The organism is Aeromonas sp. CD (assembly GCF_033349375.1).
Lineage (GTDB): Bacteria > Pseudomonadota > Gammaproteobacteria > Enterobacterales > Aeromonadaceae > Aeromonas > Aeromonas hydrophila.
In genome coordinates, this window is record NZ_CP137631.1 from 3,029,294 (window position 1) to 3,047,779 (window position 18,486).

General features: G+C 56.7%; 6 protein-coding genes. All 6 read right to left on the bottom strand.

Annotation, left to right across the window (positions count from 1 at the left end; all coding sequences use genetic code 11):
* Positions 1 to 85 precede the first annotated feature (85 nt).
* Positions 86 to 10,339, bottom strand: coding sequence for a retention module-containing protein (locus tag R2E40_RS14015; RefSeq protein ID WP_318163656.1), 10,254 nt, complete (start codon positions 10,337 to 10,339; stop codon positions 86 to 88).
* 157 nt (positions 10,340 to 10,496) lie between these two features.
* A complete protein-coding gene (locus tag R2E40_RS14020; RefSeq protein WP_065476902.1) occupies positions 10,497 to 12,422 on the bottom strand; it encodes an EAL domain-containing protein in 1,926 nt (641 codons plus the stop codon).
* A 3-nt stretch (positions 12,423 to 12,425) separates the two neighbouring features.
* Positions 12,426 to 13,148, bottom strand: a complete 723-nt coding sequence (locus R2E40_RS14025; protein WP_024945793.1) for a transglutaminase-like cysteine peptidase — start codon at positions 13,146 to 13,148, stop codon at positions 12,426 to 12,428.
* Positions 13,149 to 13,306: 158 nt separating this feature from the next.
* A complete protein-coding gene (locus R2E40_RS14030) occupies positions 13,307 to 14,635 on the bottom strand; it encodes a TolC family outer membrane protein (RefSeq protein ID WP_029303871.1) in 1,329 nt (442 codons plus the stop codon).
* Between the two features lie 35 nt (positions 14,636 to 14,670).
* Complete coding sequence (locus tag R2E40_RS14035) at positions 14,671 to 16,089, bottom strand: HlyD family type I secretion periplasmic adaptor subunit (RefSeq protein WP_318163657.1); 1,419 nt, start codon at positions 16,087 to 16,089, stop codon at positions 14,671 to 14,673.
* A complete protein-coding gene (locus tag R2E40_RS14040; RefSeq protein WP_029303873.1) occupies positions 16,082 to 18,226 on the bottom strand; it encodes a type I secretion system permease/ATPase in 2,145 nt (714 codons plus the stop codon). Before R2E40_RS14040 ends, R2E40_RS14035 begins: the two co-directional genes overlap by 8 nt.
* Between the last annotated feature and the right edge of the window lie 260 nt (positions 18,227 to 18,486).

Sequence of the window (18,486 nt, forward strand, 5' to 3'; positions counted from 1 at the left end):
GTGACCCTCTCCTGTACTGCCGCTATCTTAGCCGCCCCCTCAGTCAAAAAACAGGGGCCAGGTATTACCCGGCCCCCTTGGCTGGTTACGGATCAACCTTGAGGTTGCCGTCATCCAGCAGTTGCTTGATGATGTCGTGGTTGGTCGTCAGCCCACCGCTGTGATCCAGATCCAGGCTGCCCTGGAACTGTACCGTCAACTGTGAACCACCACTGGTAAGCCCATTTGTATCAATGGTCAGCTTGTTGGTCGCAGTATCAAACTTCAAGTAGTTGTCCAGTGCCGTCGCCAGATCGTTGTTGTTGGCTGCCGAGGGAACACCAACCAGCAGATCCGACAGATCCAGTACATCACCACCGCTGGTCGGATTACCCAACGTGAAATCAGTAATGTTGTCGGTACTGCCATCCGCATCGCCAGCAAGCCACTTGAAGGTATCACTGCCCGCGCCACCGGTCATGGTATCGCTACCCAGACCACCGATCAGAATGTCATCTCCAAGCCCGCCAATCAAGGTGTCGCTACCAGCACCACTAATCAGAGTGTCATTTCCTGATCCACCATACAGGTAATCATCCCCATCCCCTCCATCAAGGAGGTCGCTTCCTTCCTGACCGAAGAGGATGTCATTGCCACTGCCTCCATCCAGAGTGTCATTACCACCACTACGACCACTCTCCTCGCTCAGTTCAGTGAGATGGGTTCGGATGTAATCCACCGTCTGTGCTCGCGTCCAGCCATGGTCGGACTCCAACGTTTCAAAGACCAGCCAACCGGAACCCGCAGGTAGACTCAGTCCAAGCTGAGTGGACAACGCATCAGTATTGAGCGCATCACCAAACAGAATGTCATTGCCTGCGCCTCCTTCCACCACATCATTGCCGGCCCCCAGCAGCACAGTGATCTGATCCCCCTCGGTCAGCGCCGCCGTCAACTGCTCGGCACTGGTCACAATCTGGGCCTCCCCTATCGGAGCGTTAAAACCCTGCTCAATTCCTATATTGTCTATCCGTACTTCAGCCGTCCGAGAATTGGAACTGTCGAGCAATTCGAACACAAACCCGTATTGCCCAACCGCCAACCCATCGGTGGTAATAGTGCTGTAAGAGGTGGTACCGGAATTACTGATACCCGTGACGGTACCGCTTTGCAGGGGATTGGTCAGATCCCAGACGCCGCCATCTAGTTTCACCAATTTCCAGGTGAAGCTGTCGCTCGCATTGACAGAACTCAATGCATACTGGAATTGCAAACTTGCCCCGGCTTGTGCGGCAGAAATCTGGATGGCATTTGCCACAGCCAGCGCCAGCACAGTCCGATCCGTATCGGAGCTCGTGCGATCCTCACGAATCCGCAAGTAACCGTCGGTAACTATATGCGTTCCCTGTTGATCACCGCTACGTACCCACCCGGCAGCCGCATTGATACCACTACCTCCAGAACCAAAGGTAGCCAGATCAAGGAAACTACCAGCAGAGTAGAACTGCGAGCCGGTTTCCGTTGTATTGTCAAAGAACTTGAGTAGTTCCTGATTGACACTGCTAGTCACCCCGATGGAATTGACCTGGCTGATGCTGCTCAGTGATTCAAACGCATCTATAGACTCCTTGATTACTATGTAGTTAGTACTATCACCCGGGCCGGCAACCTGATTGCTGTCGTTGATGTAGTAGGTTGGATTGCCATCTGTTACGAAGAAGGTCAGGTTTTCATAATCGGGCTCTGCCTGACTGCCGTTGTTGAACCACTGCACTGCCTGATTGAAGGCAGCCTCATAATTGGTCCCTCCATTGGCAACCAGGGCATCAATGGCATCGGTCAGGTTGATTACATTACTATCATCCAGGCCCACAATGGTCACGAGTTCACTGGCATTGGTGGCAAAACTGATCAGGGTAATATTGATCTCGCCATCATGATCTTTGAGCTGATTAGCCAGATGAGTCAGGGATGACTTAAGCATATTCATGCGGTCCCCATCCATACTGCCAGAGACGTCGACCAAGAGGGCTATATTGTAGCTCTGGCCGGGTATAAACTTGGTGGTGGTGCCACCCACATCTCCCACCAAAATATCGTGACCTGCACCACTTGCCACAACACCATCTACACTTCCATCCGAATTGGGCACTTTGTGGTCATCCCCAATAGTAGCCGTTCCCATACTGTCAGGGGTATCCGACATATTGCTGCCAACCACCAGAATATTTGAGGCAATAGGGGGCTCATTGCTTTTGACCGATACAGTGAAGTTGGTGCTGGCCTGATCGCCATCCCCATCCGTCAAGGTAGCGCTGAAATCGAGATCAATATCGGGGGGAGTGATCTTGTCTATCACCCCAAAGTTCTCGATGCGCACCGAATCATTACCATCTAGCACAAATCGTACGTTGAGCTGGCTGAACTCACCATCCGGTTCTATGCTGGCCAGCTGCATCGATCCTTTGAGTCCAGACAGGGTGAGTTCACCTGTGTCGACGACTGTCACACCATCGGCAGCATAAGCCACCCATTGTATGGTGCTGGTATTGGTATTGCCGACCCCATACACGTTGAAAGAGAGCCCATCAACGGCCGTCGTAGCGGATACCTTGAACCCTTCGTTATTGTCTAGGTTACCATTCTTGATCCCAAAGCCGTTATTATTCGGGTTAAGATCATCCGCATCACTGCTCGGCAGATTTTGAGGGTTGTTCACACTGCCATTGAACAGCAAGCCATCAAACAGGACTCCAATCCCGCCAGCCGTCACCCCGATAGTCTCGACAGGCCCACCGGCACCGAACTGAGATCCAATAGAGAAAGTTTGCGTTGGCTGAGGGGTGACAAGTTCAAAGCTATAAGTATTGTCATCATTGAGTGTCAGGGTATAGAAGACTTCTGGTGGTTGCCCGCTGCCATCTATGGTAGCTACCAGAGTCTTGCCATCTATGGATAAGGTCTCGGTGATCCCCGCCAAATCCGGCCATCCTGTTAATTTCAATCCACCAGTAGCCAGAGGCCCATCGGCACCAAAAGAGATGCCAGATAGCCCACCGGTTGTGATGGCGGCAACATTCACTACCTCAAGACTTTCAATACCGGTAATCACTGGTATATCATCTTCAATAATCACATTGACCTGCTTAGTATCACTCAAGTCACCGTCGCTGGCCGACAAGTTGAAGGTAAATGCTCTCACTCCTTCCTGATTATCTCCAAACTCATGATCAATGGGGCCCAGTAGGTCAACCGTGTATTTTCCCATCGAATTCACCGATACCTGTATAATTGGATTACCACCCGCAGAACCAACCAAGATCGCAGAACCTATACCGCTCCACACAACAGACTCCCCGCCAGAGCTCAAGCTAGATGGTGCGGAGAGAGTAAAGGTAAAGACACTGCTGTCGATATCCGTTACACCTGCCGTGGCATTGGCTGATGCGCTGTCAGTGGTATCGCCCGGATTAGGTGAATTATCCGGATTGGCGCCAAATAACCCCTCTTCAGATATACGCAGATCCGAAACGGTCAACATAGGTGCATCGTTGGCCGTATTGACTGTCACAGTGAAGTTCTGATTGGCCGTGCCCCCCTCGTCCGTGGTCCCTGCCACATTGCCATTCACCACCCCACTCCAGTCCGCTGGCAAGCTAAAGCCCGGCACACCCGCTGCGCTCGCACCGCTCCAGCTGTAACTGCCCGCCACCGCGCCAGCCACCCAGCCTGCCCCCATCACTGCTCCTGCCGGCACCCCACTCAGTGTCACCGTCACGTCGGTCACCTGCTCCGAACCATCCGCGTCGGTCGCATTGACACTCAGCTGCCCCGCCAGCGATACCGCCACCGGTGCATCCGTTTCATCCAGCACCAAGCTGGTAGCGCTGACACTGATATCCCCTTCCACTCCGATAGTGACCGTGCCACTGCTGTTGGCCGTGCCTTCATTGGTGGCCGCCACCACGGTGTAACTGATGGGCGCACCGGTGTTGTTCGCACTGCCCAACACCCCGGCCGTTGAATAGTCCGCCGGGAACACCAGCCCGAACGCCGGCGGCAATGCCCCCGCCACCACGTTCACTGTCAGGATGTTACCCACCAGAGTACCGCCCACCGCCGTGGTTCCCGCCGGCAAGCTGTTGAAGGTGTATACCAAGCTGGTCCAGCTCTCCGACCCATCACTGTCGCTGATGCTCACCGTGTTGGTCAACAGCACCTGCACTGTGGCATCCGCCTCGTTGCCTACCGCATTCAGCGCCTCGGCGTTGAAGTCGATGTCATGGCTAGCATTGAGGGTCACAGTGAAGTTCTGATTGGCCGTGCCCCCCTCGTCCGTGGTCCCTGCCACATTGCCATTCACCACCCCACTCCAGTCCGCTGGCAAGCTAAAGCCCGGCACACCCGCTGTGCTCGCACCGCTCCAGCTGTAACTACCCGCCACCGCGCCAGCCACCCAGCCTGCCCCCATCACTGCTCCTGCCGGCACCCCACTCAGTGTCACCGTCACGTCGGTCACCTGCTCCGAACCATCCGCGTCGGTCGCATTGACACTCAGCTGCCCCGCCAGCGATACCGCCACCGGTGCATCCGTTTCATCCAGCACCAAGCTGGTAGCGCTGACACTGATATCCCCTTCCACTCCGATAGTGACCGTGCCACTGCTGTTGGCCGTGCCTTCATTGGTGGCCGCCACCACGGTGTAACTGATGGGCGCACCGGTGTTGTTCGCACTGCCCAACACCCCGGCCGTTGAATAGTCCGCCGGGAACACCAGCCCGAACGCCGGCGGCAATGCCCCCGCCACCACGTTCACTGTCAGGATGTTACCCACCAGAGTACCGCCCACCGCCGTGGTTCCCGCCGGCAAGCTGTTGAAGGTGTATACCAAGCTGGTCCAGCTCTCCGACCCATCACTGTCGCTGATGCTCACCGTGTTGGTCAACAGCACCTGCACTGTGGCATCCGCCTCGTTGCCTACCGCATTCAGCGCCTCGGCGTTGAAGTCGATGTCATGGCTAGCATTGAGGGTCACAGTGAAGTTCTGATTGGCCGTGCCCCCCTCGTCCGTGGTCCCTGCCACATTGCCATTCACCACCCCACTCCAGTCCGCTGGCAAGCTAAAGCCCGGCACACCCGCTGTGCTCGCACCGCTCCAGCTGTAACTGCCCGCCACCGCGCCAGCCACCCAGCCTGCCCCCATCACTGCTCCTGCCGGCACCCCACTCAGTGTCACCGTCACGTCGGTCACCTGCTCCGAACCATCCGCGTCGGTCGCATTGACACTCAGCTGCCCCGCCAGCGATACCGCCACCGGTGCATCCGTTTCATCCAGCACCAAGCTGGTAGCGCTGACACTGATATCCCCTTCCACTCCGATAGTGACCGTGCCACTGCTGTTGGCCGTGCCTTCATTGGTGGCCGCCACCACGGTGTAACTGATGGGCGCACCGGTGTTGTTCGCACTGCCCAACACCCCGGCCGTTGAATAGTCCGCCGGGAACACCAGCCCGAACGCCGGCGGCAATGCCCCCGCCACCACGTTCACTGTCAGGATGTTACCCACCAGAGTACCGCCCACCGCCGTGGTTCCCGCCGGCAAGCTGTTGAAGGTGTATACCAAGCTGGTCCAGCTCTCCGACCCATCACTGTCGCTGATGCTCACCGTGTTGGTCAACAGCACCTGCACTGTGGCATCCGCCTCGTTGCCTACCGCATTCAGCGCCTCGGCGTTGAAGTCGATGTCATGGCTAGCATTGAGGGTCACAGTGAAGTTCTGATTGGCCGTGCCCCCCTCGTCCGTGGTCCCTGCCACATTGCCATTCACCACCCCACTCCAGTCCGCTGGCAAGCTAAAGCCCGGCACACCCGCTGTGCTCGCACCGCTCCAGCTGTAACTACCCGCCACCGCGCCAGCCACCCAGCCTGCCCCCATCACTGCTCCTGCCGGCACCCCACTCAGTGTCACCGTCACGTCGGTCACCTGCTCCGAACCATCCGCGTCGGTCGCATTGACACTCAGCTGCCCCGCCAGCGATACCGCCACCGGTGCATCCGTTTCATCCAGCACCAAGCTGGTAGCGCTGACACTGATATCCCCTTCCACTCCGATAGTGACCGTGCCACTGCTGTTGGCCGTGCCTTCATTGGTGGCCGCCACCACGGTGTAACTGATGGGCGCACCGGTGTTGTTCGCACTGCCCAACACCCCGGCCGTTGAATAGTCCGCCGGGAACACCAGCCCGAACGCCGGCGGCAATGCCCCCGCCACCACGTTCACTGTCAGGATGTTACCCACCAGAGTACCGCCCACCGCCGTGGTTCCCGCCGGCAAGCTGTTGAAGGTGTATACCAAGCTGGTCCAGCTCTCCGACCCATCACTGTCGCTGATGCTCACCGTGTTGGTCAACAGCACCTGCACTGTGGCATCCGCCTCGTTGCCTACCGCATTCAGCGCCTCGGCGTTGAAGTCGATGTCATGGCTAGCATTGAGGGTCACAGTGAAGTTCTGATTGGCCGTGCCCCCCTCGTCCGTGGTCCCTGCCACATTGCCATTCACCACCCCACTCCAGTCCGCTGGCAAGCTAAAGCCCGGCACACCCGCTGTGCTCGCACCGCTCCAGCTGTAACTACCCGCCACCGCGCCAGCCACCCAGCCTGCCCCCATCACTGCTCCTGCCGGCACCCCACTCAGTGTCACCGTCACGTCGGTCACCTGCTCCGAACCATCCGCGTCGGTCGCATTGACACTCAGCTGCCCCGCCAGCGATACCGCCACCGGTGCATCCGTTTCATCCAGCACCAAGCTGGTAGCGCTGACACTGATATCCCCTTCCACTCCGATAGTGACCGTGCCACTGCTGTTGGCCGTGCCTTCATTGGTGGCCGCCACCACGGTGTAACTGATGGGCGCACCGGTGTTGTTCGCACTGCCCAACACCCCGGCCGTTGAATAGTCCGCCGGGAACACCAGCCCGAACGCCGGCGGCAATGCCCCCGCCACCACGTTCACTGTCAGGATGTTACCCACCAGAGTACCGCCCACCGCCGTGGTTCCCGCCGGCAAGCTGTTGAAGGTGTATACCAAGCTGGTCCAGCTCTCCGACCCATCACTGTCGCTGATGCTCACCGTGTTGGTCAACAGCACCTGCACTGTGGCATCCGCCTCGTTGCCTACCGCATTCAGCGCCTCGGCGTTGAAGTCGATGTCATGGCTAGCATTGAGGGTCACAGTGAAGTTCTGATTGGCCGTGCCCCCCTCGTCCGTGGTCCCTGCCACATTGCCATTCACCACCCCACTCCAGTCCGCTGGCAAGCTAAAGCCCGGCACACCCGCTGTGCTCGCACCGCTCCAGCTGTAACTGCCCGCCACCGCGCCAGCCACCCAGCCTGCCCCCATCACTGCTCCTGCCGGCACCCCACTCAGTGTCACCGTCACGTCGGTCACCTGCTCCGAACCATCCGCGTCGGTCGCATTGACACTCAGCTGCCCCGCCAGCGATACCGCCACCGGTGCATCCGTTTCATCCAGCACCAAGCTGGTAGCGCTGACACTGATATCCCCTTCCACTCCGATAGTGACCGTGCCACTGCTGTTGGCCGTGCCTTCATTGGTGGCCGCCACCACGGTGTAACTGATGGGCGCACCGGTGTTGTTCGCACTGCCCAACACCCCGGCCGTTGAATAGTCCGCCGGGAACACCAGCCCGAACGCCGGCGGCAATGCCCCCGCCACCACGTTCACTGTCAGGATGTTACCCACCAGAGTACCGCCCACCGCCGTGGTTCCCGCCGGCAAGCTGTTGAAGGTGTATACCAAGCTGGTCCAGCTCTCCGACCCATCACTGTCGCTGATGCTCACCGTGTTGGTCAACAGCACCTGCACTGTGGCATCCGCCTCGTTGCCTACCGCATTCAGCGCCTCGGCGTTGAAGTCGATGTCATGGCTAGCATTGAGGGTCACAGTGAAGTTCTGATTGGCCGTGCCCCCCTCGTCCGTGGTCCCTGCCACATTGCCATTCACCACCCCACTCCAGTCCGCTGGCAAGCTAAAGCCCGGCACACCCGCTGTGCTCGCACCGCTCCAGCTGTAACTACCCGCCACCGCGCCAGCCACCCAGCCTGCCCCCATCACTGCTCCTGCCGGCACCCCACTCAGTGTCACCGTCACGTCGGTCACCTGCTCCGAACCATCCGCGTCGGTCGCATTGACACTCAGCTGCCCCGCCAGCGATACCGCCACCGGTGCATCCGTTTCATCCAGCACCAAGCTGGTAGCGCTGACACTGATATCCCCTTCCACTCCGATAGTGACCGTGCCACTGCTGTTGGCCGTGCCTTCATTGGTGGCCGCCACCACGGTGTAACTGATGGGCGCACCGGTGTTGTTCGCACTGCCCAACACCCCGGCCGTTGAATAGTCCGCCGGGAACACCAGCCCGAACGCCGGCGGCAATGCCCCCGCCACCACGTTCACTGTCAGGATGTTACCCACCAGAGTACCGCCCACCGCCGTGGTTCCCGCCGGCAAGCTGTTGAAGGTGTATACCAAGCTGGTCCAGCTCTCCGACCCATCACTGTCGCTGATGCTCACCGTGTTGGTCAACAGCACCTGCACTGTGGCATCCGCCTCGTTGCCTACCGCATTCAGCGCCTCGGCGTTGAAGTCGATGTCATGGCTAGCATTGAGGGTCACAGTGAAGTTCTGATTGGCCGTGCCCCCCTCGTCCGTGGTCCCTGCCACATTGCCATTCACCACCCCACTCCAGTCCGCTGGCAAGCTAAAGCCCGGCACACCCGCTGTGCTCGCACCGCTCCAGCTGTAACTGCCCGCCACCGCGCCAGCCACCCAGCCTGCCCCCATCACTGCTCCTGCCGGCACCCCACTCAGTGTCACCGTCACGTCGGTCACCTGCTCCGAACCATCCGCGTCGGTCGCATTGACACTCAGCTGCCCCGCCAGCGATACCGCCACCGGTGCATCCGTTTCATCCAGCACCAAGCTGGTAGCGCTGACACTGATATCCCCTTCCACTCCGATAGTGACCGTGCCACTGCTGTTGGCCGTGCCTTCATTGGTGGCCGCCACCACGGTGTAACTGATGGGCGCACCGGTGTTGTTCGCACTGCCCAACACCCCGGCCGTTGAATAGTCCGCCGGGAACACCAGCCCGAACGCCGGCGGCAATGCCCCCGCCACCACGTTCACTGTCAGGATGTTACCCACCAGAGTACCGCCCACCGCCGTGGTTCCCGCCGGCAAGCTGTTGAAGGTGTATACCAAGCTGGTCCAGCTCTCCGACCCATCACTGTCGCTGATGCTCACCGTGTTGGTCAGCAGCACCTGCACTGTGGCATCCGCCTCGTTGCCTACCGCATTCAGCGCCTCGGCGTTGAAGTCGATATCTCCGGATGGAGTTACATTTATGACGAGAATGGAATCAACTGTAGATTCCCCATCAGTCACTGTGTATTGCACTGGGGGAACAGCACCGTCGTAGTTGGGAGCCGGGGTGAATGTGAAGCTGCCATCACCATTGACGACAAGCGTACCGATCCCGTCGATTGTCACACTGGTTCCGACAGCCACATTGACGTTGCCTCCCCAGCTGAAGAGCAGAACCGACGCAGCTGACGGCCCATCGGTATTGACCGTGTTGTCCAGCAAATTGCCATTCAATACATCGTCTTCCGCAACAACCAGCTGTTCACCCTGATCCGTCAGTTCATTGACCAGCAAGGGCTCTACTACTTGTTGTGTCTCTACAACCGGCTCTGTCTGATATGTGGTGTCAAAGCCTGCGGCAGCAATGGTTGCATCACCAATACGGTCAATGGTGACAAAGCCACCATTACCACTGGCACCGGCCACTCCACCGATCCCACCACCACCACCGGCGGCAGGTGCCCCACCGGCAGCAGAGGCTTCAAAGTTCTGCGTCGGGTCAATCCCTTGCAAGATCGATTGTTGCAATGCGGCAATATCAGGAGAGGTCGCACTTCCTGCATCTGGAGCTTGTGGCTGTCCCGGTACCGGAGCATCAGGGGCTGCGGCATCTGGAGTGGCGGATGCAGGAGAATCGTCATAGGGAGCCAATACCAGTTTGGCGTCATCTGCAATATTGAGCTTGGCTCCTGGCTGGAGGATCTCGCCTTTTTGCAATGGGCGGCTGCTTCCATCAGCCAGCACGATTTGAACATTGCCTTCAATGGAAGAAACCACAACCGTTTTGTCGATGATTTGAGTGCGCATATCCTTTGCTCCAACGTGACAGATCTCGATGTCTACACCATAGATGTCGATACGCTTCGCATCCGTTGCAAAAATGTATTGGATTTGTTCCGTCTTGGGGGAATGCAATGTATTAAATCGAAGGGTCTTTTTTATAATGTCAAATCAATCACTTGACAGTGCCTCAAGCGAATCTCAAACAGGGAGGTGCCCTAAAAATACCTATTCTTATTCATCTTTAGAATAAAAAAAGGGCCCTTATGGGCCCCTTTTAATTTGATAACGTTCAAGCCAGTGGGAATGCGGGATGAACAAAACCCTGATAACCATCGATATGCAATTTGGCCAGCAACTCAACCTGATGTTGATCTTCAACCCGGGTCGCAATGGTTGTTACTCCTGCATTGTGAGCCGCGCGGCACACTGCTGCCAGGAAGGAGGTATCCGCTCCCGGCTCCATCACCTGACTGGTATAACCATGGTCGACCTTGACATAGGCTGGAGCCAGCTCCTCCAGATATCCCAGTGACTGGAAGTGACGTCCATAATGATCCACCCCCCACTGGAATCCATGTTCTTGCAAGGCCTTCACCAAGGCGGTGACATGATCTTTATGCTTCATGATGGCGGCTTCCGGGATTTCAAACAGCAGCCGATCTTGCAGCTCGGCATGATCCGCCAGATAGCCGGTCAACCACGCTCTGAACTCATCGGAACACAGCGAGCCAGCGGTAATATTGACCGCCAAGACCAGGTCCGCCTGTTGCTGGAGCAATGGAATAGAAGCTTCAAGTATCGCCTGATCGAATTCACCACCCAATTTGAACTGTTCGATGGCCGGCAAGAATTGACCGGCAAAATAATCGGTGCCATCACGAGAAATAGAGGCAAACAATTCGGCATGCAAACGAACACCGTTATCAAATCTGCAGGCAGGTTGCGCCTTGAAGCGCCACAAGTGCCGAGCGATGGCATCTTGTACCAGATCGCGCCAAGCCAGACGACCCATCAACCCTTGATCAACACCGCCCTCCATGACTACTGCGCCACGACGTTCATTACGCGCTTTGCCCAAGGCGTTGTCGGCCTTGGTCAGCAACGCTGACAAATCGTCATTGCCATCCCTGCCTGCAATACCGATAACGGAGAGTGCACCGCCCTCACCCATGGGATTCACAACCAGGTCGGCAATGCGACCGTTGATCACCTCCGCCAAATCTTTCAGCTGGGCCAGATCATCGGTAGGGCACAGCAAGGCATATTCCGTGGCCGAAATCCGCGCCAGTGCCGACCCATCCCAGCCTTTCAACTGCTCTTTCAGAGCCTGTGCTATCGACTTGACCATGTTGTCACGAGCAGCAAACCCCTCCTCACGGTACAGGTCATCCAGCATATCGACAGCGACCAGCATGACGCCGCCTTGTCCCGCCTCGGCAATCCATGCGTTTACCTGACCCACGAAATAAGCCCGGTTGCCCAAGCCGGATACGGCGTCCACATAAACCCGCTCCCGCAATTTTTCAGCCTCATCAGCCTGTTCCTTGAACTGCAGGGCCAGCTTGCTGGAAAGCGTATTGATGGCTTGTACCACCTGTTTCAATTCATGGGTCTTGGGTTCAGGAATGGCATGGCCAAAGTGATGCAGCTCGATCTCCACCGCCTGCTCGCAGATCTGCTTGAGCGGCTTGAGCAAATAGTTGAGCGCACGCATCAACAAAATGGTGGTGATGAGAAAACCTATCAGAAACCAGCTCGCCAGTTCGCTCATACCACGCCACAGCTCGTAGTAGGCTTGCCCGGGGTGACCAACAACCTTTAATTTGCCCAGTTGCAGCCAGCCAGAGGTCAGAATCGATTCGTTGGATACTTCCGGAAACAGGCCCAAATTAATGAACCACTGCGGCACTCCCTGAATATTGTTGGTATTTTCCTGCTCAATGACATCCTTGGAAGCCAACAAGTCCAGACGGACCAAGCGATAATACCCCCCATCAAATATCGCTTGGATGACGGATTCAGCCCCCACCTTGTCACCATTTTCTAGATAAGGTGTCAACGCCAATCCCAGAGATGTGGCGGTGTTGATGACAGTGGTTTCCTGTTGCTGCGCCAGGTAGGTACGAGTCGAGTTGAATTGCACCCAATAGGTGGCTGCAAACAACAACCCGAACAGGATCAACATGGTGGCCAGTAATTGTCTGTAGAGCGTCATAGGTTAATCATCCAAATTCAACACAGGCTGAGCCAATCGCCCCGAAGTCATGCGATTGCGTAAATCATTCCATAATCCCAGGCGTGAGGACTGTCCAGCCAGTTCCCCTTGACCACGCGCCTTCATCAACCACAAGTGACTACCGTTAAAGCTGTATATCGGCATCAGATCCCGGCGCTGGCTGGCTGGCCGGATCGACCCAATCAAGTTATCCAAAATCACAGGAACTGAGGATGGCGTGTCATAGTAAGCAACCACCATATGAAACTGGTTGTAATCCAATGCCTTGACATAGACCATCCGCATTTTTTCATCCGGCACCCCCAATTCCAGCAGGGTAAAGTACTTTGAAATGCTGAAGTCTTCACAATCACCACCCGCTGCGCCTAAAAATTCCAACGGGGTCGCCCAATAGTCTTTTTTGCGCCACAACTTGATGTCGTCGATAAAACGCATCTGGTTAAAAAACTGGTTTACCTTCTCCAGTTTCTGACGGTCTGTCAGACCGGCGGCACGATTCTGCATGACCAGCGTGCGCCAAGTAGTGACCCGTTTGCCGGCTCTGACACCGTACGTTTCCTGTGCCCGCTGTACCAGTTTGAGATCTTCGGGGGTAAGAGGCTGGCTGGCAGAAAGCAGCAAAGGCAGCGAAACCAACAGCAACCAGAGTGACCAGCGCAACCAGCGTGCGCGCAAAAACGGAGCCAAGCCGAAGCTTGACGCCATGCCGACACTGCCTGCCCGATGCTGCTCAGTCACATGCATCTTCAAAAGACCCACTGGCTGTTACTACGCTGGCCAGAAGTGGCCGTCAGAGACAAGGGATGGCGGCAGCCCGGCTGCAGCCATCCCTTTCACTCGCATCAAACCTGATGCGCACTCCATTACTGTTTAGCTTGCCAATCGGCGGGCTGCTTCACATTAAACGCATTGAGCAGACTGCCAGTGGCATTGAGGATCCGATAATCCGCCAACAAGGAGTCGTACTCGGCCGTGATGTAGCTGCGACGGGCCTCAAACAGTTCGTTCTCGGTGTTCAGTACGTCAAGCAAGGTACGCTGGCCCAATCCGAATTGCTTCTTGTACGCCTGTACGGTGTCATAGCTGGCATCCACGTGCTCTTTCAGGAAGGTCTTCTGTTTGGTCAAAGACTCTTTGGCGTTCCAGGCCAGGCGGGTTCCCTCTTCAACCTGACGGAAAGCATTCATATGAATATCTTTCGCCTGGGAATAGAGAGCAGACGTCGCCTTGCTCTGCGCCAGATCGGAACCACCACGGAACAGGTTGTAACGCATGCGTACCATGGCGGTCAGGTCGTCATTGCGTCCTTTTACTGCATCAATGTCCTCGTTCCAGTTCTGATCCACTTCAAACGTGACGTTGGGATAAAAACCGGACTTGGAGCCTTCATGCTGATACTTGGCGGCTTCGATATCCTGCAAGGATGACAGCAAGGTCGGATGCACTTCGGTCGCCGTCTTCAAGGCGGCATCCAGGCTGCCCGGAATGAGCTGAGCATCCGGCACCGGCTGTACCAAATCTTTTGGCATCTCGTTGACTACCCGGATGAATTCGCTCTCGGCATCCCGGTAGTTGTTTTCGGCAGCCGCCTGATTGGCATAGGCTCTGGCAACACGACCATCAATTTGGGTCTGGTCTGCAGTGGATCCCAAGCCAGAATCGGTCCGCTTGCTGATGTCGCTGCGGATCTGCTCGTGAGTTTCCAGGTTCTGTTTGGACAGCTCGAGGATCTCCTGCTGACGCAGCATGTTGAGGTAAACCTCAGCCACGCGCAGGGCTGTATTCTCCGCCTCGGAGATCATGGCCAGACGCTGGGCGTTGGCTTCGGCATCGGTACGAGCCACGTTGCTGCTGACGTTGAAACCATCAAACAGCATCTGGCGCAGGCTGATACCGGCCTCTTTACGGGTCATGGAATCATCGATGGTGGTCGAGTTCGCCCCGGCCGCACGAGTTGACGGGCTGTCAGTCTTCTCATAGCCGACACCGCCGCGCAGATCGATGGTGGGATAGTAACCACCTTTGGCTCCATCATGCTGATACAGTCGCGCCTGATAGAGATCAAAAGCTTCCTTGATTTTGGGATGGGTAGCCAGTGACTGTGCCACTGACTGTTCCAATGTTTGGGCCTGGGTAAGGCCCGGGAACAGCACGGCGCCACTTACTAACATGGCAACAATCGTCTTCTTCATGGTATCTCCAGTCATGTTGTTTTTAGATTGTTGGCTTATCGTTCTCTCAGTGCCGACTGCTTTGCCCGTAAAATCGGCTTAAGCAAATAGTCTAGGACACTTTTTTTACCAGTAATAATATCTGCACTGGCTAACATACCGGGGATGATGGGAAGTGCGTTAAGCTCATCGCCCAAGTAACTTTTCTCGGTGCGTACTCGTACCAGGTAAAAGGAGTTGCCCTCTTCATCCTGGATCGAGTCAGCACTTATCTGTTCAACCTTGCCATGTAATCCTCCATAAATTGTGAAGTCATAGGCAGTAATCTTGACCACGGCCTCCAGCCCTGGCCGCAAGAACGCGATATCTTTGGGCGACACTTTGGCCTCGACCAGCAGAGTGTCTTCCAGCGGAACAATTTCCATCAGATCCATGCCGGGTTGCACCACACCACCCAGCGTGTTGATCTTGAGTTTCTTGATGGTACCCTTGAGCGGCGCGATCACGCTGGTGCGATCCACCCGATCCCGTAGCCCAACCTGGCCTTCGGACAGCTGGCTCAATTTGCCTTGCCGTTCATTGAGCTCGGTCTGCGAATCGGCCCGGAATTTCAAGGCAATGTCGTTGCGCTTGGAGATGGTCTCCCGCAACACGGAATCGAGCTTGGGAATAAGCAGCCGGTTGCTCTCCAATTCCCCCTGCATTTCGTTGACCTGCCGTTCCAGCTTGATCAGTTCGACCTGAGGTACTATCCCCTCCTTGGCTAAGGGGCGGCTGATATTGAGTTCCTGCCGCGCCAGATCCACACTACGCGCCACCGTCCTGATCTTGGCGTTGAGCTCTATGGTCTCCTGCTCTTTCTGTTCAATCTGTTGCCCCAGAATATAGAGCTGGTTGTTCAAGTTGTTGAGGCGCTCATCCTGAACTGATTTTTCTCGAGCCGCATATTCGGCAAAGACGTTTTCGAAACCATCCGGGAAATCGATGGGTTGCTTGTCGACCACGACCTGCTCGCGCCACCCCAGATTGGGGCCGGTCTTGACCACCACGCTCTGGATTTCGGCGCGCAGCCTGGCAATATCCCCCTTGAGGGTCACCAGCTCCTGCTCCCGTTCACGAAAATCGGAGCGAAAGCGAGTGTCATCGATGCGCAAGAGCGGCTGCCCTTTTTCAACGATGTCACCCTCTTTGACGAAGATCTCCTTGACGATCCCCCCCTCCAGGTTCTGGATCACCTGCAACTGACGGGAAGGGATGACCTTGCCCTGGCCAACGGTGACCTCATCGAGCTCAGCCCAGGCAGCCCAGACGATGGCGCTCATAAAAAACAGGAAGCAGGCCCACAGCAATGCCCTGGCCCTAGTCGGGGTACTCAGTAATACTGCAGCCGCACCGTCATCGACGAATTCAAGGTGTTCTGGTGACGGCAACATGGTATCGGATGGCGCCTTCTTGAACAGGCCAAATTTAGCCATTGGACGCCTCCTGTACACGCACCTTGCCCTCTTTCAACTGCTGCAGCACAGCCTCTTTGGGCCCATCGGCCACCACCTGCCCCTGTTCAACCACGATGACCCGTGAAGCGACATCGAGCATGGAGGTTTTATGAGTGATCAGGATCAGGGTCGTTTCCGGCCCCAATCGTGCCAACTCATGCTTGACCTGCATCTCGGACTGGTTATCCATGTTGGAGGTGGGTTCGTCCATCACCAGAATGGGGGGGTCGTTGAGCAGGGCTCGCGCCAGCAGAATGGCCTGACGCTGACCACCGGAGAGCTGGCGGCCCCCTTCACCGATCTGCCGATCCAGCCCGTTGGGATCCCGATTGGTAAAATTGGTGACGCCGGCCCGTTTGGCTGCCCGCATGACCCGTACATCATCCACCAACGGATTGCCCAGCATGATGTTGTCGCGTACCGAGCCAAAAAACAGGGTCACGTCCTGCGGGACACAACCTATGTTGCGCCGGATCACCGAGGCCGGCAGCTGATCCAGCTCGAATCCATCGAGCCGCACCGAGCCATCAGTGGGCCGATACAAGCCCATTAATATTTTCTCGAGCGTGGTTTTACCCGCCCCGATCCGGCCTATGATGGCCACCTTCTCGCCCGGCTCGATCCGCAGATTGATGTTGTGCAGGGTGCTGGTTTCCATCCCAGGGTACTTGAATGATACATTGTCAAACTCGATCCGACCGGAGATCACGGGATGGTGGATATACTGTTTGCCCTCTTCCTGCTCGCCCGGTGTCACCATGATTTTTTCCAGGATTTCCAGGGCGGACTTGGCCTGGTTGTAGCGGGTGGAGAGCACAGACAACTGCACCATGGGCGCAATGGCACGGCTTGACAGCATGACGGCAGCAATCATGCCCCCCATGGTGACCAGCCCTTCCGAAATCTGATAAACGCCGACAATCACCAATGCCACCGTCACCACCTGCTGGATGTAACTGGCCAGCGAAGACATGGAGTTGGTGATGCGGCGGGTCTGCACGCCCCAGGTCGAGATATGGGAAACGGCCTGCTCCCAGCGATGCTGGAACATGCTCTCGGCCCCGAAAATCTTGACGGTCTCAAGGCCTGAAATACTCTCGATCAGGTTGGCGTTCTTCTGGGAAGCAAGACGCGACCCCTCTTCGATGGACTGCTTGAGCGGCGCCTGAATATAGAAGCTGTAAATAATGAGGATTAGCATGGCAACGATCGGTACCACGACCATGACCCCGGCGAAAATCCAGATGATGAACAGGAAGAAGACCGCAAACGGCAGGTCGATGAGGGTAGAGACGGTGGCGGAGGTAAAAAATTCCCGTACTGATTCGAACTCCTGCAGATGTTTGGCAAACGCACCGGTCGAGGCCGGCCGCGACTCCATCCGCATGCCCATCACCTTGGCGAAGATCTTGGCCGACAACAGCACATCCGATTTTTTACCGGCGATGTCAATGAAGTAGCTGCGCAGCTGGCGCATCACGAAATCGAAGGTGAACACCACCATGGCCCCGACCGCAAGCACCCAAAGGGAATCGAATGCCAGATTGGGCACTATCTTGTCGTAGACGTTCATGGTGAACAGCGGGCTGGCGATGGCAAACAGGTTGATGAGGATGGACGCGATCAATACGTCCCGATAGATGCCACGGGATTCAAACAGAGTGCTCCAGAACCAGTGCCCGTCACGGGTCTCCAGCACCTTGGGGGAGCGCTCATCGAACTTGAACTGCTTTTTGACAAAAAACAGTCGGCCCAGATACTCATCACCCAGCTGGGCAGCAGTGAGCCACTGGGCCGCATCTCCCGCCTGAGGAAAGATGACCTTGCCCTGACTCCTGTCTTCATTCCACTCCAGCAGAATGCAGGCGCCACCGTTACGCATCTGCAGCACGCAAGGCAGCAACAAGGGGGAGATTTCGGCAAGCGGCTGGATCACTTCCCGGGCCGACAGTCCGCCCCGCTCGGCGGCACGGCCAAACAGGTTGGGCGTCAGCAGGCCGGACACCAGTGGCAAACCGGTCGTCAGGGCATCCTTGCTGTTGGGCACCCCATAAAAGCGGGTCAGAAAGACCAGGCACTCCAACAACTCGTCAATACGGTTAGTTTCTGCTTGCATAGCATCCTGTCACTGCATGATTGGGCCGGCTCTATCGCCACACCGATATTCAAGCTTCACGGGCGCAGTTTGGCGCAGACGATCCCGTGACATAAAGAACAGAGCTCCCCGAGAAGGGATCAACAGCCTGATACACATTAAGCACAGGTACATGACACTGAATGTCATTGGCAGACCTGATAGGCATTACACCCAAAGGCGAGACGGGCAGTTTAGTTGCGGATCGCGACACAAGATGGCGCCACCTCCGATATATCCCG

Bases quoted from the DNA above. Each gene is read 5' to 3' on its own strand.
- R2E40_RS14030 (WP_029303871.1), bottom strand. From the start codon at position 14,635: ATGAAGAAGACGATTGTTGCCATGTTAGTAAGTGGCGCCGTGCTGTTC.
- R2E40_RS14025 (WP_024945793.1), bottom strand. From the start codon at position 13,148: ATGGCGTCAAGCTTCGGCTTGGCTCCGTTTTTGCGCGCACGCTGGTTG.
- R2E40_RS14020 (WP_065476902.1), bottom strand. From the start codon at position 12,422: ATGACGCTCTACAGACAATTACTGGCCACCATGTTGATCCTGTTCGGG.
- R2E40_RS14035 (WP_318163657.1), bottom strand. From the start codon at position 16,089: ATGGCTAAATTTGGCCTGTTCAAGAAGGCGCCATCCGATACCATGTTG.
- R2E40_RS14040 (WP_029303873.1), bottom strand. From the start codon at position 18,226: ATGCAAGCAGAAACTAACCGTATTGACGAGTTGTTGGAGTGCCTGGTC.